Source organism: Pseudomonas sp. HY2-MNA-CIBAN-0224 (assembly GCF_040310285.1).
GTDB classification, from domain to species: Bacteria; Pseudomonadota; Gammaproteobacteria; order Pseudomonadales; family Pseudomonadaceae; genus Aquipseudomonas; species Aquipseudomonas helleri.
In genome coordinates, this window is sequence record NZ_JBEOPQ010000081.1 from 1 (window position 1) to 19400 (window position 19400).

The following is a 19400-nucleotide window of genomic DNA, read 5'->3' on the forward strand; positions in this document are numbered from 1 at the left end:
AGCTTGCCTCGCGATCTTTTGATCGTTTAAAAGATCGCGAGGCAAGCTCGCTCCTACAAGTCAGCGTTTACAAATCCGCCTCAACCACCACCCGCACTTTGCTGGCATCCAGTGCATAAGCCGCATCTGCCAGGTCATTGCTGACCTTCTCGACTTTCAACGTGCCCATCACCCACAGCGGCGTGTAGATGTCGTCCAGCTTCAAGCCTTTTGGATAGCGCACCAGCACCAATTGGTTGGGCGGCGGCGGTGGCACATGGATGCAAGCCCCCGGGTAAGGCACCAGGAAAAACAGCGTGCTGCGACCCTTGGCGTCGGTTTCCAACGGCACGGGGTAACCGCCCAAACGGATATTTTTACCGTTCATGCTGGCGACCGTTTTGTTGGAATACATCACGGCCGGCAGGCCTTTGCTTTGCTTCAAGCCACCCTTATCGGTAAACGTCCCCTGAGCTTCAGGCGAGTTGTGATCGATTTCAGGCATGGCTTCTAGGGCTTTTTGATCCGACTTGGGCATCAAGTCCAGCCAGTCGGTTTCGGGCAATTCTGCCGCGTGTACCAGGCCGCAGCCCAGCAAAAGAAAGGTCAGTAGAAGGCGGCGCATGAAGAGCTCAATCAAAGAGAAGTGAATACGTCGCGCATTCTAGCCCTCTCTGCGATCGGCGCAGAGAGGGCCGCACGCGATCAGCTCTTTTTCTTCACCATGCCGTAAATGACCAGCAGGATAATGGCGCCGATGACCGCACCAATAAAGCCAGCACCTTCGCCAGCATGGTAGATACCCAACGCCTGCCCACCATAGGTCGCCGCCAAAGAGCCCGCGATACCCAGGATGATGGTCATGATCCAGCCCATGCTGTCGTCACCCGGTTTCAGGAAACGAGCCAGCAGGCCAACGATCAAGCCGATAAAAATGGTTCCGATGATGCCCATGCACGCGTCCTCTCATTAGATGGCGTTAACCAAAGCCTAGTCAGCACTTTGGTTTCACGCCATCAGAGAGCAACGACACCGCAATGGTTCCGTCGACTGCAGGCTTATGCCTCGTCGATCAATACCTCAACGCGCTGGATTTGCGCGTTCAGCGTGGCCATGTCGGCGCAGCGCAGGTTGGCATGGCCTACCTTGCGGCCGGCCTTGAAGGCTTTGCCGTAGTGATGCAAATGGCAGTCGGCAATCGCGATCACCTGCTCAACCGGCGGTACGCGGCCGATGAAGTTGAGCATGGCGCTCTCGCCCACCTTGGCCGTCGAACCCAGCGGCAGGCCAGCGATGGCGCGCAGGTGGTTTTCGAACTGGCTGCACTCGGCGCCTTCGGTGGTCCAGTGGCCGGAGTTATGCACACGCGGGGCAATTTCGTTGGCCTTGAGGCCACCGTCGACTTCAAAGAACTCGAAAGCCATCACGCCCACGTAATCCAGGTGCTTGAGCACGCGGCTGGAGTAGTCTTCGGCCAAAGCTTGCAGCGGATGATCCGTGCTCGCTACCGACAACTTGAGAATGCCGCTGTCGTGGGTGTTGTGCACCAACGGGTAAAACCGGGTTTCGCCATCACGACCGCGTACGGCGATCAGCGACACTTCGCCGGTAAATGGCACAAAACCTTCAAGCAGGCAGGCAACACTGCCCAACTCAGCAAACGTCCCTTCGACATCAGCCGCAGTGCGCAGCACTTTCTGACCTTTGCCGTCATACCCCAGGGTGCGGGTTTTGAGCACCGCAGGCAGACCGATGCTGGCCACCGCCGCGTCCAGATCCGCCTGGGACTGGATGTCAGCGAACGCAGGCGTCGGAATGCCCAGGTCCTTGAACATGCTTTTTTCGAACCAGCGGTCACGGGCAATGCGCAGCGCATCGGCACTCGGGTAAACCGGTACGAATTGCGACAGGAATGCCACGGTCTCAGCCGGGACGCTTTCAAACTCAAACGTCACCAGATCAACCTGGTCGGCCAACTGGCGCAAATGATCCTGATCGCCGTAGTCCGCACGGATGTGCTCGCCCAAAGCCGCAGCGCAGGCATCAGGTGCCGGGTCCAGGAAGGCGAAGTTCATGCCCAGCGGAGTCCCCGCCAGGGCCAGCATGCGACCGAGTTGGCCGCCACCGATTACACCGATTTTCATCGTCAAAAACCTCAGGCCAGGCGCGGGTCTGGATTGTCCAGCACGCTGTCAGTCTGCTCTGCACGGAATGCTTTCAATACGGTATGGAACTGCGGGTGCTTGGCGCCCAGAATGCTCGCCGACAACAGCGCGGCGTTGATCGCGCCAGCTTTGCCGATGGCCAGAGTAGCGACCGGAATGCCAGCCGGCATTTGCACGATCGACAGCAGCGAGTCGACGCCCGACAGCATCGACGACTGTACCGGCACACCGAGTACAGGCAAATGGGTTTTAGCGGCACACATGCCAGGCAAGTGGGCTGCGCCACCGGCTCCGGCAATAATGACCTCGATCCCGCGGCCTTCGGCCTCTTCGGCATACTGGAACAGCAAATCCGGAGTCCGGTGGGCAGAGACCACTTTAACTTCGTAAGGAATGCCGAGTTTTTCCAGCATATCGGCGGTGTGGCTGAGGGTGGACCAATCGGACTTGGAGCCCATGATCACGCCTACCAGTGCACTCATCGTCGCGCCTCTTCTCTTGGGCGCCCGCAGGCGCGTCAAAAAACAACAAGCCACGTGGAGGATCCGACGTGGCTTGTTATAGAAATTAAGGCCGGTCATGCCAGCCGAAGGCCGCGCAGTATACCCCAAAGAGGCCATTTGAAAGCACCTTTGGCGACCATCTGTCTGCAGGCAAATCAAACCCTGAAACGACTGGTTTTACTGACCGACAGGTCAATAATTGACAGTGTTCGAGGCATGTTGCCGCCTGCTGCCAGACTTACGACACATGGTGATATTGGCTACTTATTGAATCGAACTCGATGTATGCCGCAAACACGTAATAAGCGCTTAACTCTTTATGCACCACCCAAATAACTAAACACCTGCAAGGACTGCAGGCGGCGCTCACACCACTAACAACGTGTCAGGGCCTTAATTAAGGATGATTAACATGAAACCGATTACGCTTTATATCTTTGTTCACGACGATGTACCCGGCAGCATCGCCCACACACTGGGCCGGGGCTATTTCAAAGAATTCACCGAAGAAATATCTTTTATTACCGGCAGGTCCTTTGCCTTTAATGAAGTGCGTCATGTACAGGGTGTGACAGACCATAACTACAAGGGCGAAAACGTAGATGACATTTTATGGAGTTGGCAAAAAGCCGCCGCCGGCTACAAAAACGACAAGGGTTTGGAGTGGGGCAAAACCGAGCGCTATATTTTAGTCACCAAAGACCCGATCAACGCCACGACCCTGGGGTGCGCTTACCCCGGCAAACCTGCTGTCATTGCCAGCACCCGGTCCTATCAAGTGATTGCCCATGAGGTCGGTCACAGTTTCAACGCAACCCATGAAGATGCCGAGTTGGGCTGGAATGCGTGGGGCGGTGAATGCGAGACGTACATGTATCACGAAATAGCCGATGTCCGAGGTAACTGCTATCGCTATACGCCTAAAAACAGAGAGCATATCAAAGCCTTCCTGAGCGATGCCCCTTAACTCATAAGTCTCTAACCTTTACAGAACGGTGGATTCAGCCATGCTCCCGATTAATATTTATACCTTTGTCCATGACACTGTCATGGTAAAAAATGAAACACACTTGAAAGGCATGTTTTTCACTATATTCACGCCTGAACTTTCAGACATAACAAAGCGCCCAGTCAACGTTGAATTTATCTACGACACGCCAGGCATGACAGACTTTGACTACCTGTCATATGCAACCCGACACCCAAATTTAGACGACTATATAGGGTTGATTTCAGCTGACATCAATCACGCCGTTGATGGTTACAGGGCTGCGCAGCAACGAACGGCCAAAGCCACTGATATATATCTGATATTGATTGATGGTTACTTATCCCCTGCGCAGGGTGTCGAAGGCTTGGCCTTGCAGGAAGCCAACATCGCTTTTGCCACCACCTTGGGCCGCACTGTCGTGGCTCATGAAATCGGGCACTGTTTCGGCGCAACTCACGCGGCGGTCTCTTACTATGTGGACCCCGAACAACTTAGCCCCCACGGGTGTGCAACATTCATGGCAACGGAGCGTAAAGAGGGTACCTGCGCACGCTTTCGCTACAGCGATGAGAACCGTGGAAATATCCGCAACTATGTCAGCCAGCTCGACTGACAACAGTTGCTGAAAAACGTTGAGTGAAGGCCGTCACGCCCGGCCTTCATTCAAAGTGTTGAAGCTCCGCCACCTTCCAGCTTGCGCCACAACAACCTCACGTTCGCCTTGCGCACCAACGCGCAGCGATACAGGCGAATCTCTAGCGGCACGTGCCATTGCGGGCCGCCACAGATCACCAGTTCGCCCCGCTCAAGCTCTGCCCGCACACTTAAACGCGGAACCCAGGCGATGCCCAGACCTTCCAGCGCCATGCTCTTGAGGCTGTCCGCCATCGCGGTTTCATAAATAGTGGTAAACCGCAGGGCACGCTGGCGCAGCAGCAAGTTGACCGAACGCCCAAGAAACGCCCCGGCGCTGTACGCCAGCAACGGCACGCTGCCCTCACCTTCCAGATCAAACAGCGGCTTGCCGTCAGCATCGGCGGCGCACACGGGCAGCATTTCGGTGTTGCCCAAGTGCAGCGACGGAAAAATCTCCGGGTCCATCTGCAACGCAGCGTCCGGATCGTAAAAAGCCAGCATCAAATCGCAGCCGCCTTCGCGCAAAGCGTGCACCGCATCTCCGACGTTAGTCGCAACCAGCCGCGTGGCGATGTTTAACCCTTCGTTGCGCAATTGAGCGATCCAGCGAGGGAAAAAACCCAGTGCCAGGGAGTGCGCAGCCGCTACTTGCATGACCTCGCCCTGCCCGCCTTCGAGGTGGTGCAAGTGACGCAACACCTCGCCAAGCTGCTCGACCACCGTGCGCGCCGTGACCAAAAACAGCTGACCGGCCGCAGTCAACTCCACCGGGGTGCGGGAACGATTCACCAAGGTCAGCCCAAGAGCCGCTTCGAGGCTGCGAATACGTCGGCTGAAGGCTGGCTGAGTCACAAAGCGGCGCTCTGCCGCCTGAGAAAAACTGCGAGTGGCGGCCAGGGCACTGAAGTCCTCCAGCCATTTACTTTCGAGATTCATCGAGTCCTCCCGGACGCGCACCAAATTGGGTCACACGTTCGACGCGGCGGTCGCGTCACGTCGCCATTATGCCGTTTCTGCATAGGATAGTGTTTAAAGGCATTGGCCCAAAATAGTCTGCAAGCCTAGGATTCGCAGCGTTCCGGCCCAGACCGGGTCCATATCGAGATGATTTCTATCATGTCCTCCGCTGCATCATTCCGCACAGAAAACGACCTGCTTGGCGCCCTCGAAGTACCGGCTCAAGCGTATTACGGCATCCAGACCCTGCGAGCGGTGAACAACTTCCGCCTCTCGGGCGTTCCGATTTCGCATTACCCAAAACTGGTTGTCGGTCTGGCAATGGTCAAACAGGCCGCTGCAGACGCTAACCGCGAACTGGGGCATCTGAGTGCTGCCAAGCACGCCGCCATCAGCGAAGCCTGTGCACGATTGATCCGCGGTGACTTCCACGAAGAATTCGTGGTCGACATGATTCAAGGTGGCGCCGGTACCTCCACCAACATGAACGCCAACGAAGTGATCGCCAACATTGCTCTCGAAGCAATGGGTCACCAGAAAGGCGAGTACCAGTACCTGCACCCGAACGACGACGTCAACATGGCGCAGTCGACCAACGATGCTTACCCGACCGCGATCCGCCTGGGTCTGCTCCTGGGTCACGACGCCCTGCTGGCCAGCCTCGACAGCCTGATTCAGGCCTTCGCTGCCAAGGGTGTTGAATTCAACCACGTCCTGAAGATGGGTCGTACCCAACTGCAAGACGCCGTACCGATGACCTTGGGCCAAGAATTCCGTGCCTTCGCCACCACCATGGGCGAAGACCTGGCCCGTCTGAAGACGTTGGCTCCGGAACTGCTGACTGAAGTGAACCTGGGCGGCACCGCGATCGGTACCGGCATCAACGCTGACCCGCGCTACCAAGCGCTGGCCGTACAGCGTCTGGCGCTGATCAGCGGTCAGCCGCTGGTACCGGCCGCCGACCTGATCGAAGCCACCTCCGACATGGGCGCCTTCGTGCTGTTCTCCGGCATGCTCAAGCGCACCGCGGTCAAGCTGTCGAAGATCTGCAACGACCTGCGTCTGCTGTCCAGCGGCCCACGCACCGGCATCAACGAAATCAACCTGCCAGCGCGTCAGCCAGGCAGCTCGATCATGCCCGGCAAGGTCAACCCGGTTATTCCGGAAGCGGTTAACCAGGTAGCGTTCCAGGTCATCGGTAACGACTTGGCGCTGACCATGGCAGCCGAAGGCGGCCAACTGCAACTGAACGTGATGGAGCCGCTGATCGCCTTCAAGGTGCTCGACTCGATCCGCCTGCTGCAACGCGCCATGGACATGCTGCGCGAGCACTGCATCGTCGGCATCACCGCCAACGAAGCACGCTGCCGTGAACTGGTCGAACACTCGATCGGCCTGGTTACCGCACTGAACCCGTACATCGGCTACAAAAACGCCACCCGTATCGCCCGTATCGCCCTTGAAAGCGGCCGTGGCGTACTGGAACTGGTGCGCGAAGAAGGCTTGCTCGACGACGCCATGCTCGACGACATCCTGCGCCCGGAAAACATGATTGCCCCGCGTTTGGTGCCTTTGAAGGACTAACGCCATCCATCAGTTCTGAGCTCAAAGTCGCCGAGCAAAGAAGCGCAGGCACTTTGCGCCAGAACTGAAGCTCACCAGGTCGAGGGACTAGACACCTCTCACCTTTTGAGGGCTTGCAGACACATCTGCAGGCCCTTTTTTTTGCCTGCGATTTGAGTGTAATTAACGTTTACGTAACCGCTGGCGAGCGCCGCGAGACTACGTCCGACTACACAGCAAGGATAAATTGGGAGCTCGAACGTTGTTCAGCGCCCTATTGGTCTAAAAATGATAAACCCTGACTCAGCACAAGTAGCACCTAGCAGTTCTGCCAGGTAGTCACTCCATGCGAAAAGAACTACAACTGGAACGTCTTTCCCGACCCTCGGTGAGTAGCAATGAATCAGCCTTCAACAAAAACCGCAGTTATTTATAGCTACGACCCTCTTGATCGCCTGATCGGTACGCCCTCGGGAAAGCGCTTCTATCAAGGCACTCGTATCACCACAGAAATCAAGGACGAGCGCACATGCTGTGTGTTTCAACATGACACTCATGTCCTCGCACAGCATCAGCAAGAACAAGGCGTTAACACCACAACGTTACTGGCCACCGACGTGCAGGGCTCTATGATTGAAGGCGTCAACCAAGAGCGTGCCATAACACGCAGCTTTAACCCGTTTGGCTATGAATCGCCCGAGCAAATGCACGGCTTGCTGCTGGGCTTCAATGGCAACCCCCCCGAGCCCCTAACGGGCCATTATCTACTGGGGCAGGGCTATCGAGCTTACAACCCGGCACTGATGCGATTTAACAGCCCGGATTCGTCAAGCCCGTTCGAAGAGGGTGGATTTAATGCTTATGCGTACTGCGACAACGATCCGATCAATTACGGGGATCCATCGGGGCATGCAAAGCTATTCTTGATAATGCGCAAACTCTTCAACCAGAGAGATGTATCCAGCAGTCTTTCCAGAGTTAAAAAAGCTATAGGCAGCGTACAAAAAACGACCGCAACAACAAAAAAGACAGCCGCCTCACTGGCTAAAAAAGCAAATAATAAAACGCCCCGCCCTCCTACAAACACCTCAACAAAAGCCACTTCGGCAATAAAAGACATTCCCGTCAGCAGACCTGCATCACCTCGAAAACAGCCGCAAGTGCCCGCCCCCCTTCAACAAACGCCTAGTACGAGAAACAAATCCCCTCCCGCGCCAATTGAGAACCATGCAGCGCTTGACGAATGGCTGATAAGGCTAACACCAAGCACTACGCCCCCCACAGCCATACTCCCGATCTATAATCTTGCTCGCACGGGTCAATGGGGCATTGAGCTAACTACCCCGCCAACATCTCTTAGCGTTAGATTGATCCGCCTATAAACTTGGACCTCTTGCCGAGGCCACATATCGTTTGGCATGGATGCCCGATCAACACAGCGCAAATCTGCGTGAATAGGCTTTGCGCGGTGCTTCAAAGGCGTCCGTTTGGCGACTGACACATGAAAAATCAGTCACTTATAGAGACGCTTCCTACACTCCTAGGTATAGTGCCGCCCCTCTTCCCGTGCATGGGCCCTGCAACAGCGGCCATCGGCAGTGCGGAAACAGCATCGTAAACCAAGCAGCAACATGGCCAGGATCCCTTTGATTACCTAGCTTTATGCCCTGACTTGACGGGCGTAATGGGTAACCCTGATCCGGCCGTTTTGCCATCAGATAAAAACAGCGAGGAATAATCCATGCTAGAAGTCATCAATGACTTCCTCTCAGGGAAAGTACTAATCGTGCTCATGGTTGGGCTCGGTGGCTACTTCACGATCCGCTCGCGTTTCGTTCAGCTCCGTTACTTCCTGCACATGTTTGCAGTGTTCAAAGACAGCTTGCGCAGCAGCGCCGGCCAACTCAGCTCGTTTCAAGCGCTGATGCTGAGCCTGGCGGGCCGTGTAGGCGCGGGCAACATTGCCGGTGTCGGCATTGCCGTGACCCTGGGTGGCCCCGGTGCCGTGTTCTGGATGTGGGTGACCGCACTGGTCGGCATGTCCAGCAGCCTGATCGAATGTTCGTTGGGCCAGCTGTACAAGCGTCGCGACGCGGAAGGCCAACTGCGCGGCGGCCCGTCCTTTTATATGAAGTACGGCCTGGGCAAAATCTGGATGGGCAAGTTGATGGCGGTCCTGCTGCTGATCACCTTCGGCTTTGCCTTCATGGGCCTGCAGGCGCACGCCGTTACCCACTCGCTGCAAAACGCCTTCGGTTTTGACGTCAACTACACCGGCGTGGCCATTGCCGTGCTGCTGGGTCTGGTGTTTATCGGCGGTATCAAGCGTATTGCTTCGGTGGCAGACCTGCTGGTTCCGGTCAAAACCCTGGCGTACATCGCCGTCACCGTTTACGTGATCGTGCTGCAATTTGACCAAGTCCCCGCCATGCTCGGCCACATCGTGAAAAGTGCCTTCGGCATGGACCCGGTGTTTGGCGGCATGATCGGCAGCGCCATCGTGATGGGCGTAAAACGTGGCGTATTCGCCAACGAAGCCGGCTTGGGCAGCGCCCCGAACGTGGCCGCCGTGGCAGACGTGGAACACCCGATCGCCCAAGGCGTGGTTCAGGCGTTCAGCGTATTCCTCGACACCTTCGTGATCTGCACCTGCACCGCACTGCTGATTCTGCTGTCCGGCTTCTACACCCCGGGCTTTGAAGGCGACGGCATTGCCCTGACGCAAAACTCGCTGGCTGCGGTCGTGGGCGAATGGGGCCGCGTGTTCATCAGCGTGGCACTGGCGTTGTTCGTGTTCACCTCGATGCTCTACAACTACTACCTGGGCGAAAACAACCTGCGCTTTCTGGTCGGTGAAAGCCGCAAGGCGTTGATGGGTTATCGCGCTCTGGTGCTGATGTTGATTGTGTGGGGCTCGATTGAGAACCTGGAAACCGTCTTCGCCTTCGCGGACATCACCATGACCTTGCTGGCCTTCGTGAACCTGATCGCCCTGGCGATGCTGTTCAAGATATGCATGCGCGTGCTCAAGGACTACGATGACCAGCGTAGCGCGGGCATCAAAGTGCCCGTCTTCGATTCCAGTAAATTCCCGGACCTGGATCTGGACCTGAAGGCTTGGCCGCCTCTGCCGCCCGCCAAGACCGAAGAAACAAAACGCTAATATCAACGCGGCGGTTCTGATAGAACCGCCGCGTTTTTGCTTATGGGGACTCCTGAATGACTGCAGCCACTCTTCATCCTGCCCAGCGCGTCATGGTGCTCTACACCGGCGGCACCATCGGCATGCAAGCCAGCGCCATCGGCCTGGCGCCTGCATCTGGCTTTGAAGCGCGCATGCGCGACTTCCTTGCCAGCCAACCGCATGTGCAGATACCGCAATGGCGCTTTCGTGAAATGAGCCCGCTGATCGACAGCGCCAACATGACACCCGCCTACTGGCTGCGCCTGCGCGGCGCGATCATTGACGCTGTCGAACAGGATGGCTGCGACTCAGTGCTTGTCCTGCATGGCACCGATACCCTGGCCTACAGCGCTGCGGCCATGTGCTTTCAACTGCTGGGCTTGCAGGCCCCGGTGCTGTTCACCGGCTCGATGCTACCCGCGGGCGTGCCCGACAGCGATGCCTGGCCAAACGTCAGCGGTGCCTTGAGCGCACTTGCCCAAGGCCAGCCCTACGGCGTGCAGCTGTACTTCCACGACGAACTGCTGGACCCGACCCACTGCGCCAAAGTGCGCAGCTTTGGCCGCAACCCGTTTGTGGCGCTTAAGCGTAACGGCGGCGGCACCAAGGCCGAATCACTGCCAGCGGCGCTGAGTTATCAACAGCCCAAACAAGAAGCCCGTGTCGGCGTATTGCCGCTGGTCCCCGGCATCGGCGCCGCCCAACTGGATGCCGTGCTTAACAGCGGGATTGAAGCCTTGGTGCTGGAGTGTTTCGGCAGCGGCACCGGCCCCGGCGACAACCCGGCGTTCCTCGCAAGCCTGCAACAGGCGTACGAAAGCGGCATCGCCGTAGTCGCCATCACCCAATGCCACGAAGGCGGAGTGGAGCTGGACGTGTACGAAGCCGGCAGCCGCTTGCGGGGGGCTGGCGTGCTGTCGGGCGGCGGCATGACCCGTGAAGCAGCATTCGGCAAGCTGCACGCGTTGCTGGGCTCGGGCTTGCCCACCGCTGACGTACGCCGTCTGGTTGAATTGGACCTGTGTGGCGAGTTGGCTTAACGCCCCCGGCACACAACTTGCTCGCTTCCTGTGTCCCCACGCAGGAAGCGAACATGCTGCACTCACATCTCACCACGCTAAATGCGGTATCGCTGGTGCTCAGCACCTTCGAGGCCGAAGGCTTGCCCAGCGAGGCCTTATTGGCCGGTAGCGGCATACGGGCCGCGGATTTAAACCGCGCCGACCTTCGCATCACCACCAATCAAGAGATGCGCGTCTGCGCCAACGCCGTGGCCTTGCGCCGTGAAATCGGCCTGGAACTGGGACGCCGCATGCATGTGTCGTCCTACGGCATGCTGGGTTACGCCCTACTCACCAGTGCCACCTTAGGTGACGCTTTGCGTTTGGCTTTACGCTACCCGGCACTGCTGGGAACACTCTTTGAGCTGAGCCTTAAGGTCGAGGACGATCAGGTCTGGTTCTGTGCCGATCACTACCATGAAGACCCACAACTGGCCGTGTTCAACGCACAACTGTGCCTTGTCTCGCTCAAGGTCATTTGCGAAGACTTGATCGGCCAGCCGCTGCCTTTGCTCGCCGCGCGCTTTGCCCACAGCAAGCCGGATTACCACGCCCGCTACCAGCACACCTTCAATTGCCCGCGCCTGTTTGATGCACCGGACAACGCGTTCGCCTTTGCCAGGCACTGGCTGGAATACCCGCTGCCGCTGGCCAATACCATCACCCACCAGGCCATGGCTGAGCGCTGCCGTAAACAGAACCTGGAGTTCACAGGGCGCCAAACCTGGCTGTCGCGGATTCGCCAGTTGCTCGCTGCCCAACTGAATGCCGCACCGGGACTGGAAGGGCTGGCCGAGCAAATGAATTGCTCGCCACGCACCTTGCGCCGCCACCTGCATGACGCGGGCTGCAGCTATCAGGAGTTACTCGACGAACTGCGCTTTGAGCGCGCCAAGCTGTTACTCCACGAGACCGAATGGCCGATCTACCGCATTGCCGACACCTTGGGCTTTAGCGAAACGGCGAGCTTTCGCCATGCCTTTGTTCGCTGGAGTGGCGTGTCGCCCAGCCAGTTTCGGGCATGAGCCAACAGGGAGCAGCGCGCCCTGAAAAGGGGCGAATTTCGGACAGTTATTTCGGCCATATTGATCTCCTTTTGGCCGCTCCTGTCGTTCTCTGAAACCGCCAGCGCCGCAAAACTGTAGGTCACCGATCTAGCCTACGGAGAACAACAAAAATGCTGACTATCTATTCAGACGACCACCATCTGCACCATGGCCGCTGCGAGTTGATAGACGGGCAATTGCTGCCTTGCTTCGAAATGCCCTCGCGCGCGGACCACATTCTGCAACGGGTCAAAAACCGTGAGCTGGGCCCGGTGCAAGGCCCCCACGACTTTGGCCGCGACCCGATCCAGCGTATTCACAGCGAGGCCTACCTGGACTTTTTCCAGGGTGCCTGGGACCGCTGGCTCGAACACGGCAAAGACGGCGACTTGCTCCCGTACACATGGCCAGCCCGCACCCTGCGCGCCGTAGTCCCCACCAGCCTGCATGGCCAACTGGGCTATTACAGCTTTGACGGTGGCGCGCCGATTACCGCGGGCACTTGGCAGGCGGCCTACAGCGCAGCGCAAGTTGCACTGACGGCGCAAGCGGCCATCCAGAACGGCGCCCACAGCGCCTTTGCCCTGTGCCGTCCGCCTGGGCACCACGCCGCCAGCGACTTGATGGGCGGTTATTGCTACCTCAACAACGCCGCCATTGCCGCCCAGGCCTTCCTCGACCAGGGCCGCAGCAAAGTCGCTATCCTCGACGTGGACTACCACCACGGCAACGGCACCCAGTCGATCTTTTATGAGCGCGATGACGTGCTGTTCACCTCGATTCACGGCCATCCTGAAGCCGAGTTCCCGTTCTTTCTGGGCTATGCCGATGAGCTGGGCGAAGGCGCGGGGGAAGGCTTCAACTTTAACTACCCGCTGGAGGCTGGCTCAGGCTGGGATCGCTGGAGTACTGCACTGGAACAAGCCTGCAGCGAGATCGAGCACTACGAAGCCGATGTGGTGGTGGTATCACTCGGTGTGGACACCTTCAAAAGCGACCCGATTTCCCAGTTCAAACTCGACAGCCCGGACTACCTGCTCATGGGCGAACGCATTGCCCGCCTGGGCAAACCGACCTTGTTCGTGATGGAAGGCGGTTACGCGGTAGAGGAAATCGGCGTGAACGCGGTCAACGTGTTGGAAGGTTTTCTGAAGTTAGCTAAGGCGTAACGGCACAGCCCTTGTAGCCGCTGCCGAGGTACGAGGCTGCGATGCGGGCCGCAGGACCGCCTTTGGGGTCGCTGCGCAACCCATCGCAGCCTCGTGCCTCGTCAGCGACTACGGGGTTTTCTTCCACGCCCGTTTCAACCGCATCAGCGCCGCGTTGATATCTGCCTCCGGCACCGCCGCAAAGCCCAGCACCAACCCCGCACGTTTATCCACAGGCTCGACCGAATCGTCCAGCCAATAACGGCTTAAACCGTTGATCTCAACCCCAACCTGCTCAGCCTGCGCCAGCAAGGTGTGCTCGCGCTCAACGCTTGAAACCTGCACGCTCATGTGCAAACCCGCCGCCACACTGGGCGCGGCTCCCAGCCCGGGAATATCGGTAGGCCAATCCGCCAGCAAGGCATTGCGCCGCGCCAGTGCAGCCCGGCGCATGCGCCTGATATGACGCTGAAAATGCCCGGCGGCCATGAACTCCGCCATCACCACCTGCGTGCTGACCTCTGAATGGCGCATATCCAGCGCCCGCCGTTGAGCAAAGGGCTCAACCAGCGCAGGCGGCAACACCACATACCCCAGACGCAGCGCCGGGAACGCCACCTTGCCGAACGTGCCCACGTAAATCACCCGGCCCTGACGATCCAGCGCTGCCAGCGGGGCCAAGGGCGCGCCGCTATAGCGGTATTCGCCGTCATAGTCGTCTTCGATGATCCAGCCCTGGGTGCGCTCGGCCCACGCCAGCAACTCCAGACGCCGGGCCAGGCTCATGGTGACGCCGGTGGGGTACTGATGCGACGGGGTCACGTAAGCCAGCGTGCAATCGTTCAAACCCGCCAGCGCCGCGCAGTCCATGCCTTCTTGATCGACCGCAACACCCTGCACCCGGGCCCCGGCAATCGCAAAAGCCTGCGCCGCCGCGCGATACCCGGGGTTTTCCACAGCCACCCCACAGCCGGGCTCCACCAACAGCTGTGCACAAAGGCTAATTCCTTGCTGTGCACCACTGGTGATCAAAATTTGCTCAGACGTGCAGGATAAACCCCTCGAAGTGCGCAAATAGACAGCAATCAGCTCTCGCAAGCGCTGTTCTCCGGCCGGATCGCCGTAACACAAATGCTGCATGTCCGGCTTGCGCCAAAAAGCCGCCTGGAGCTTGCTCCAGACCTCAAACGGGAACAAATCATAAGCCGGTACCCCCACCCGAAAAGCCCGTGGCGCACCCTTCGCCGGCAGCGGTAAAGGGTGTTGAATAACCCTCCCCAAGGCCGCGCTGTGGATAAGTTTACTGGATGTAATTACAGGTAAATCGACCGATTTTGTGGATAAACCTGTGGATAACCCTGTTGAAAAGCCTGTGGGTAACTTGGTGGACAACTTTTTCAGCGGTAAGGCTTTTTCGGGCAATTGCGCCACATAAGTACCGTCACCGACCCGCCCTTCAATAAACCCCTCGGCATAGAGCTGATCGTAGGCCCGCACCACGCTGTTGCGCGAAACCCCAAGCGCCGCCGCCAAGTCGCGACTGGCCGGCAACCGCGAACCGCTGTTGAGCCGTCCGTCCAGCACCCGCTGGCGCAACGCCTGATACAGCTGGGCGCTCAAGCCCTTCTTCGGATCAAGCTCGATCCCGGTCGCATTGAACGCGATGGATAACGCTGAATCAGGCATGGATTGGACCTATAAAAATGACCATTAATGGCTCTTACAACGAACCATTAGCCTGCCTAGGATGCAGTCATCCGCCAAGGAATATTTCTATGTACGTACCCCGCGCCTTCGCCGAAAACGACACCGCTGCCTTGCACCTTCAGATGCAAGCTTCACCCTTGCCCGTGCTGATCACCCAAGGCAGCCAAGGCCTGATTGCCAGCCATGTTCCGCTACTGCTCGCTCCCGATGAAGGCCCTTACGGTACGTTGTATGGCCATCTGGCACGCGCCAACCCGCACTGGCAGGCACTGGTTGAAGGCGGCGAAGCGCTGGTGATTTTTGCTGGCGAACAGGCCTACATCAGCCCGTCCTTTTACCCCAGCAAAGCCGAACACGGTAAAGCGGTGCCTACCTGGAACTATCTGGCCGTGCATGCCTATGGCCAACCCGGCGTGTTCGACGATCACGACCGCTTGCTGGCATTGGTCAGCCGGCTGAGCAGCAAACATGAAGCCAATCGACCCGAGCCGTGGGCGGTCAGCGACGCCCCCAGCGAATACATCGACAGCATGCTAAAGGCCATCGTCGGATTCAGCGTGCCCATCTCCCGACTGATCGGCAAACGCAAACTCAGCCAAAACCGCAGCACTGCTGACCAACTCGGTGTGCGCGACGGGCTATTGGCAAACCCCAATTCACACGACCACGCCCTCGCTCACTTAATGGCCAAGGAATAGCAACATGACCCAGCACGTGCAGATCAAACCCGCCACCGCCGCCGATCACGACCAGTGGTTGCCGCTCTGGCAGGCGTACTTGACCTTCTACAACACCGAATTGCCTGCCGAAGTTAGCGAGTCGACCTGGCAGCGTTTTCTCGACCCGGCTGAACCGACCCAACTGGCAATCGCCTGGCAAGGCGACAAAGCGGTGGGCATCGTGCAGTTCATTTACCACCGTTCCAACTGGAGCATCGGTAACTCCTGCTACCTGCAAGACCTGTTTGTCAGCCCTGAAATCCGCGGTACCGGTGCCGGTCGCCTGCTGATCGAACACGTCTACGCCACCGCCCGCGACAACCATTGCGCCAAAGTCCATTGGCTGACCCACGAAACCAACGCCACAGCGATCCAACTCTACGAACGGATTGCCGAGCGCCCTGGCTTTATCCAGTTTCGCAAAGCCTTGTCATAAATAAGGAACCCGCGATGCCTCAATCTCTAGAACACTGGCAACCCGCCAAGCGCCCACAGAACCCCGTCATCCAAGGGCGTTACATTCGTCTGGAAAAGCTCGATCCACAGCGCCATGGCGATGATTTATGGCTAGCCTTGGAAGGGCCGGACGGCGATCCCAAACTCTGGGACTACCTGGCCTACGGCCCATTCAAGGAGCGCGCGGCCTTTGACCAGTGGCTCAACAGCAATGCCGCCAGCCAAGACCCGTACTACTACACCGTCATCGACCAAGCCTCGGGACAGGCGCAGGGCATGCTCAGCCTCATGTCCATCGTGCCCGAGCACGGGCGCATCGAGATTGGCCACGTCACCTTCGGCGCGCCGATGCAGCGTTCGCCTAAAAGCACCGAAGCCGCTTACTTGCTGGCCAAAGAATCCTTCGCCCTGGGCAACCGCCGCCTGGAATGGAAGTGCAACAGCGAAAACGCCCGATCCAATCGTACTGCAGTACGATTAGGGTACACATACGAAGGCGTATTTCGCCAACATATGGTAGCCAAAGGCAATAATCGTGATACCACGTGGTACAGCATTATTAGTACGGAATGGCCAGCTATAGCGACAGGCTTTGAAAAATGGCTGGCACTGGATAACCAACCAAAAAGCGGTCAAAACAAGACGCTTGAAGAATGCAGAGCGTTAACTGATTAATTTTTGATCAATGCGCCCAACAAGGACTGTTGGGCGTTTTTGGGTTCAGAAGGGACTTAAAATTTTCTTGGCCGACGTACCACACCCATTTGCAGACCGAACGGTTTGAAGACTGCATTCAAGGACTTGAGCGTGGGATTGCCCTCGTCGTGTTCAACCAGCAAAGCCGACCTACTGTTTAATGCTTACCTCTGCGCTGAATATTGAGTGTTTAATGCGCTTACGATAAACAAATACTCTTTATCAAGGATCACATACGTTACTTTCTGGTTTCACATGAAATAGTCACTTCGCCTTTAAGGACTACACAAATGAGAAATCAACGTCTTAAAAAACTCTACTTTTCACTCTTTTCAACGGATGTGTTTTAAGCACAAGTGTCGTGCAGGCAAACTCTTTCAGCCTAAACGTTCAAAACTCAACCCCTGAAGTTTTGCAGCTTGTATCTAGTTCCCCTTCCGGAGTTTTTCCAGCCACTGTTGGGCCAGGACAGTCGCTCCCAGTCTCATATGATTTTGGGGGGACCTCTTCAGAGATGAGCGCTACCTACAAGCGTGTAGGGACTGGGACTACCTGTAGGTTTGGCTTCCCACGTAGTTTATGTATCCGGCCCACGCTTTGCTAAAAGCGCTGTATCAACCGGCGCTACATCTGCGACATGTCTTACATTTCAATCCCCTACATGGAGAATCCCCTACAACTACACTGCAACTTTCGCCTTTTACTATTAACACTTCAGGGCATCAACAATCAGAATTCCCTGAATAAATAAACGCAACCAGCCAGTTGCAGATTAATTATTAAAGTTACCCCAACACACTGTCGATGTACTGCTCGACACAGGCATTTAATGACTTCTAAAGAAACCAGATCTGCAGACCTGAGTTGCCGAGGCTTGCCGATTCAGAGGAATTGTTATGACCGAAATTCGAGCAGATTTTCTGATGAACAATCGGGCTATAGCCCCAGGCGTGACGATTAAGTGTGTTGATAGCTCAACCGCCATGAGCCCACACGCTTCAGCAGCCAAAGCGATGCCTGCTGGTGCAAGCGTCAATGTGTCTTTGTCTGCTGCCGCCCTGGAGATAACAGCCTTGTTACGCCGCACTGCAACCAGTAATGCTTCGGCGGCGGAGGGCTTTGACCCTTTGATGGAAGACCTTCACCAGCAACTCTCCACCCACGGCAAAGAGGCGCAGGCGCTACAGGAGTTGCCTAAGGGGCAGACGCAGCAACGTATTGCTCTGTCTATGCAGGCGAGCAACTATCTTCTGACATCACTCTACGACGGCGAAAAGCTGCACGACACCGTTGCCTTTAACAACCCATTCAGGGCACTGGACAGGCTTTCACTTTCACATATTGCCTTTGATGCTTCAGGGTCATTTACCTCGGTCGAACGTCAGGTCGCGTTTCTGGATTTGACAGCGCGCGATATTGATTTTCGCAACCAGACATTTGATCTACCTGACCCGCTAAACGGCAACGACTTCAAAGCGCCGTGGAACACTCTGGCCAGCTACCTGAGGGATGCACAGATGGCATCTGGAATGAGCGAGGGTGAACGGACATGGCGTGGCTGGATGCCAGCCCATGAGCTGCATGCACACGCACAGTCAGTGCTGGATCGCCAAGGCATCGACAAGGTGGACTTTCCCGCTTACTCGAACCTCAAGAGCTCTAGCGATGCGGTGCTGACTGCGGTGATTGATAAAGAAGGCGTTAGCACCTGGATCTATATCCCCGTTGAGAAATTAATCGCCCAAGGCCTGTACCTTGGCCTGATCGAGTCTGCCGCCGCTCAAACGATTTAAACGCGCCTGCCGTCACCAGGCGCGCACATCATTAATACGTATTCAAACCGTCCAGCGATTTGTCTACGTATGCCCGGGCCATATCGACCAGATGCAATACCGACAACACCAGATCACGCTGAGCGCCGCTCAAACTATTGCCCACCTCACCTGCCGAAGCACTCGCGCAGCGCAACAACCCTGAAGTTTCGACCAAAGCCGATTCCAAGCTAACGCTGTCACATATGACATAGCTTGAAGTTTTGCTGGGTTGAGGCACAGGTGGTTTGAGCAGGTAGTGATTTAAGGCGCGATCAGCGGCGGCTTGATCCAATAACGGGTCTGTACTCAGAGCCGTCTCGAGAGGAGTTGCAGGCGGGTCGGGAACTATTTTTTTCATGACGATGACTCCTAGTGGGTTTAAGGAGCTGTCACTGATCGCTACTAAACGATGGGGTGGCAGCCGCACGCAGGTTAGTAGACCGGCACACTAGGAGACCCGGCGCGCCACAAGGGCGCCCTGCGCACGGCCACCATAAAGCTGAGGCCGAAAAAAGGCGCCTCGCAGAGGTGGCGCATTGCGCCTAGTGAGAACCGGGCTACTAAACCCAATCGCTGATTAGCAGCGACGGGGCGAGACTAGACCCCGATTTTGGCTGGCGCAAGCGATGCGAATTTTCTCGGAAGTTTCTGTGGATTGAAAGGGAAACGTCGTACGAAATGCCTGATTTCACCCCCGCGTAGGAGCGAGCTTGTCTCGCGATCTTTTGATCTTTAAAAGATCGCGAGACAAGCTCGCCCCTACACAGCGGTTTAA

General features: G+C 57.1%; 19 protein-coding genes and 1 pseudogene. 12 read left to right on the top strand and 8 right to left on the bottom strand.

Going from position 1 to position 19400, the window contains the following annotated elements; genetic code table 11:
- Positions 1-67: 67 nt before the first annotated feature.
- From AAEZ03_RS23670 to purE, 4 genes are all read right to left on the bottom strand, one after another.
- On the bottom strand, positions 68-604 hold the full coding sequence (locus tag AAEZ03_RS23670) for a DUF3299 domain-containing protein (protein WP_123750571.1): 537 nt from the start codon (positions 602-604) through the stop codon (positions 68-70).
- A gap of 80 nt (positions 605-684) precedes the next feature.
- Positions 685-933 carry a GlsB/YeaQ/YmgE family stress response membrane protein gene (locus tag AAEZ03_RS23675; protein ID WP_048373764.1) on the bottom strand — a complete coding sequence of 83 codons (249 nt, stop codon included), beginning with the start codon at positions 931-933 and terminating at the stop codon, positions 685-687.
- Between the two features lie 104 nt (positions 934-1037).
- Complete coding sequence (locus AAEZ03_RS23680; protein ID WP_350581957.1) at positions 1038-2123, bottom strand: 5-(carboxyamino)imidazole ribonucleotide synthase; 1086 nt, start codon at positions 2121-2123, stop codon at positions 1038-1040.
- A gap of 11 nt (positions 2124-2134) precedes the next feature.
- Complete coding sequence (gene purE, locus AAEZ03_RS23685) at positions 2135-2626, bottom strand: 5-(carboxyamino)imidazole ribonucleotide mutase (RefSeq protein WP_047279087.1); 492 nt, start codon at positions 2624-2626, stop codon at positions 2135-2137.
- Positions 2627-3059: 433 nt separating this feature from the next.
- Here purE and AAEZ03_RS23690 point away from each other — a divergent pair, with 433 nt between their 5' ends.
- Together AAEZ03_RS23690 and AAEZ03_RS23695 are read left to right on the top strand one after the other, a co-directional pair.
- Positions 3060-3614, top strand: coding sequence for a zinc metalloprotease (locus AAEZ03_RS23690; protein ID WP_350581960.1), 555 nt, complete (start codon positions 3060-3062; stop codon positions 3612-3614).
- A 40-nt stretch (positions 3615-3654) separates the two neighbouring features.
- Positions 3655-4251, top strand: coding sequence for a M12 family metallo-peptidase (locus AAEZ03_RS23695; protein ID WP_350581963.1), 597 nt, complete (start codon positions 3655-3657; stop codon positions 4249-4251).
- Positions 4252-4301: 50 nt separating this feature from the next.
- On the opposite strand, the gene AAEZ03_RS23700 is transcribed toward AAEZ03_RS23695, so the two are convergent.
- On the bottom strand, positions 4302-5210 hold the full coding sequence (locus AAEZ03_RS23700) for a LysR substrate-binding domain-containing protein (protein ID WP_273224584.1): 909 nt from the start codon (positions 5208-5210) through the stop codon (positions 4302-4304).
- Positions 5211-5390: 180 nt separating this feature from the next.
- On the opposite strand from AAEZ03_RS23700, the gene aspA reads away from it, so the two are divergent.
- The 6 genes from aspA (at position 5391) to AAEZ03_RS23730 (ending at position 13254) form a co-directional block, all read left to right on the top strand.
- Positions 5391-6815: an aspartate ammonia-lyase gene (aspA, locus tag AAEZ03_RS23705; RefSeq protein WP_048373753.1), complete on the top strand. Its 1425-nt coding sequence runs from the start codon at positions 5391-5393 to the stop codon at positions 6813-6815.
- A 377-nt stretch (positions 6816-7192) separates the two neighbouring features.
- Positions 7193-8176, top strand: a complete 984-nt coding sequence (locus tag AAEZ03_RS23710) for an RHS repeat-associated core domain-containing protein (protein ID WP_350581966.1) — start codon at positions 7193-7195, stop codon at positions 8174-8176.
- A 359-nt stretch (positions 8177-8535) separates the two neighbouring features.
- Complete coding sequence (locus tag AAEZ03_RS23715) at positions 8536-9957, top strand: alanine/glycine:cation symporter family protein (RefSeq protein ID WP_350581968.1); 1422 nt, start codon at positions 8536-8538, stop codon at positions 9955-9957.
- A 56-nt stretch (positions 9958-10013) separates the two neighbouring features.
- Entirely contained in the window at positions 10014-11018 is a 1005-nt protein-coding gene (locus AAEZ03_RS23720) for an asparaginase (RefSeq protein ID WP_123750576.1), read from the top strand.
- 53 nt (positions 11019-11071) lie between these two features.
- Positions 11072-12064, top strand: a complete 993-nt coding sequence (locus AAEZ03_RS23725; RefSeq protein ID WP_350581971.1) for an AraC family transcriptional regulator — start codon at positions 11072-11074, stop codon at positions 12062-12064.
- A 152-nt stretch (positions 12065-12216) separates the two neighbouring features.
- The gene (locus tag AAEZ03_RS23730) at positions 12217-13254 is read left to right on the top strand and encodes a histone deacetylase family protein (protein ID WP_262125478.1); all 1038 of its coding nucleotides are present in this window, start codon (positions 12217-12219) and stop codon (positions 13252-13254) included.
- A 108-nt stretch (positions 13255-13362) separates the two neighbouring features.
- Here AAEZ03_RS23730 and pdxR read toward each other — a convergent pair whose 3' ends face one another.
- The gene (gene pdxR / locus AAEZ03_RS23735) at positions 13363-14919 is read right to left on the bottom strand and encodes a MocR-like pyridoxine biosynthesis transcription factor PdxR (RefSeq protein ID WP_350581974.1); all 1557 of its coding nucleotides are present in this window, start codon (positions 14917-14919) and stop codon (positions 13363-13365) included.
- Between the two features lie 89 nt (positions 14920-15008).
- On the opposite strand from pdxR, the gene AAEZ03_RS23740 reads away from it, so the two are divergent.
- From AAEZ03_RS23740 to AAEZ03_RS23750, 3 genes are read left to right on the top strand one after another with little or no spacing between them, the layout of a single operon-like run.
- On the top strand, positions 15009-15638 hold the full coding sequence (locus AAEZ03_RS23740; RefSeq protein ID WP_350581976.1) for an FMN-binding negative transcriptional regulator: 630 nt from the start codon (positions 15009-15011) through the stop codon (positions 15636-15638).
- A 4-nt stretch (positions 15639-15642) separates the two neighbouring features.
- Positions 15643-16095 carry a GNAT family N-acetyltransferase gene (locus AAEZ03_RS23745; protein WP_123750581.1) on the top strand — a complete coding sequence of 151 codons (453 nt, stop codon included), beginning with the start codon at positions 15643-15645 and terminating at the stop codon, positions 16093-16095.
- A 14-nt stretch (positions 16096-16109) separates the two neighbouring features.
- Entirely contained in the window at positions 16110-16790 is a 681-nt protein-coding gene (locus AAEZ03_RS23750) for a GNAT family N-acetyltransferase (protein WP_278940302.1), read from the top strand.
- Positions 16791-16846: 56 nt separating this feature from the next.
- Here the strand turns inward: AAEZ03_RS23750 and AAEZ03_RS23755 are convergent.
- Positions 16847-16945 (bottom strand): annotated as a pseudogene (locus AAEZ03_RS23755) (transcriptional regulator); the annotation flags it as partial.
- Between the two features lie 762 nt (positions 16946-17707).
- Here AAEZ03_RS23755 and AAEZ03_RS23760 point away from each other — a divergent pair.
- Positions 17708-18604, top strand: a complete 897-nt coding sequence (locus AAEZ03_RS23760; RefSeq protein ID WP_350581979.1) for a hypothetical protein — start codon at positions 17708-17710, stop codon at positions 18602-18604.
- Positions 18605-18635: 31 nt separating this feature from the next.
- On the opposite strand, the gene AAEZ03_RS29310 is transcribed toward AAEZ03_RS23760, so the two are convergent.
- A complete protein-coding gene (locus AAEZ03_RS29310) occupies positions 18636-18983 on the bottom strand; it encodes a DUF6124 family protein (protein WP_502947943.1) in 348 nt (115 codons plus the stop codon).
- Positions 18984-19400 lie beyond the last annotated feature (417 nt).

Coding starts and splice junctions, on each gene's coding strand:
- AAEZ03_RS29310 (WP_502947943.1), bottom strand. CDS start 18,983: ATGAAAAAAATAGTTCCCGACCCGCCTGCAACTCCTCTCGAGACGGCT.
- AAEZ03_RS23760 (WP_350581979.1), top strand. CDS start 17,708: ATGACCGAAATTCGAGCAGATTTTCTGATGAACAATCGGGCTATAGCC.
- AAEZ03_RS23720 (WP_123750576.1), top strand. CDS start 10,014: ATGACTGCAGCCACTCTTCATCCTGCCCAGCGCGTCATGGTGCTCTAC.
- AAEZ03_RS23710 (WP_350581966.1), top strand. CDS start 7,193: ATGAATCAGCCTTCAACAAAAACCGCAGTTATTTATAGCTACGACCCT.
- AAEZ03_RS23700 (WP_273224584.1), bottom strand. CDS start 5,210: ATGAATCTCGAAAGTAAATGGCTGGAGGACTTCAGTGCCCTGGCCGCC.
- pdxR (WP_350581974.1), bottom strand. CDS start 14,919: ATGCCTGATTCAGCGTTATCCATCGCGTTCAATGCGACCGGGATCGAG.
- AAEZ03_RS23715 (WP_350581968.1), top strand. CDS start 8,536: ATGCTAGAAGTCATCAATGACTTCCTCTCAGGGAAAGTACTAATCGTG.
- purE (WP_047279087.1), bottom strand. CDS start 2,626: ATGAGTGCACTGGTAGGCGTGATCATGGGCTCCAAGTCCGATTGGTCC.
- AAEZ03_RS23690 (WP_350581960.1), top strand. CDS start 3,060: ATGAAACCGATTACGCTTTATATCTTTGTTCACGACGATGTACCCGGC.
- AAEZ03_RS23740 (WP_350581976.1), top strand. CDS start 15,009: ATGTACGTACCCCGCGCCTTCGCCGAAAACGACACCGCTGCCTTGCAC.
- AAEZ03_RS23730 (WP_262125478.1), top strand. CDS start 12,217: ATGCTGACTATCTATTCAGACGACCACCATCTGCACCATGGCCGCTGC.
- AAEZ03_RS23695 (WP_350581963.1), top strand. CDS start 3,655: ATGCTCCCGATTAATATTTATACCTTTGTCCATGACACTGTCATGGTA.
- AAEZ03_RS23750 (WP_278940302.1), top strand. CDS start 16,110: ATGCCTCAATCTCTAGAACACTGGCAACCCGCCAAGCGCCCACAGAAC.
- AAEZ03_RS23745 (WP_123750581.1), top strand. CDS start 15,643: ATGACCCAGCACGTGCAGATCAAACCCGCCACCGCCGCCGATCACGAC.
- AAEZ03_RS23670 (WP_123750571.1), bottom strand. CDS start 604: ATGCGCCGCCTTCTACTGACCTTTCTTTTGCTGGGCTGCGGCCTGGTA.
- aspA (WP_048373753.1), top strand. CDS start 5,391: ATGTCCTCCGCTGCATCATTCCGCACAGAAAACGACCTGCTTGGCGCC.
- AAEZ03_RS23675 (WP_048373764.1), bottom strand. CDS start 933: ATGGGCATCATCGGAACCATTTTTATCGGCTTGATCGTTGGCCTGCTG.
- AAEZ03_RS23680 (WP_350581957.1), bottom strand. CDS start 2,123: ATGAAAATCGGTGTAATCGGTGGCGGCCAACTCGGTCGCATGCTGGCC.
- AAEZ03_RS23725 (WP_350581971.1), top strand. CDS start 11,072: ATGCTGCACTCACATCTCACCACGCTAAATGCGGTATCGCTGGTGCTC.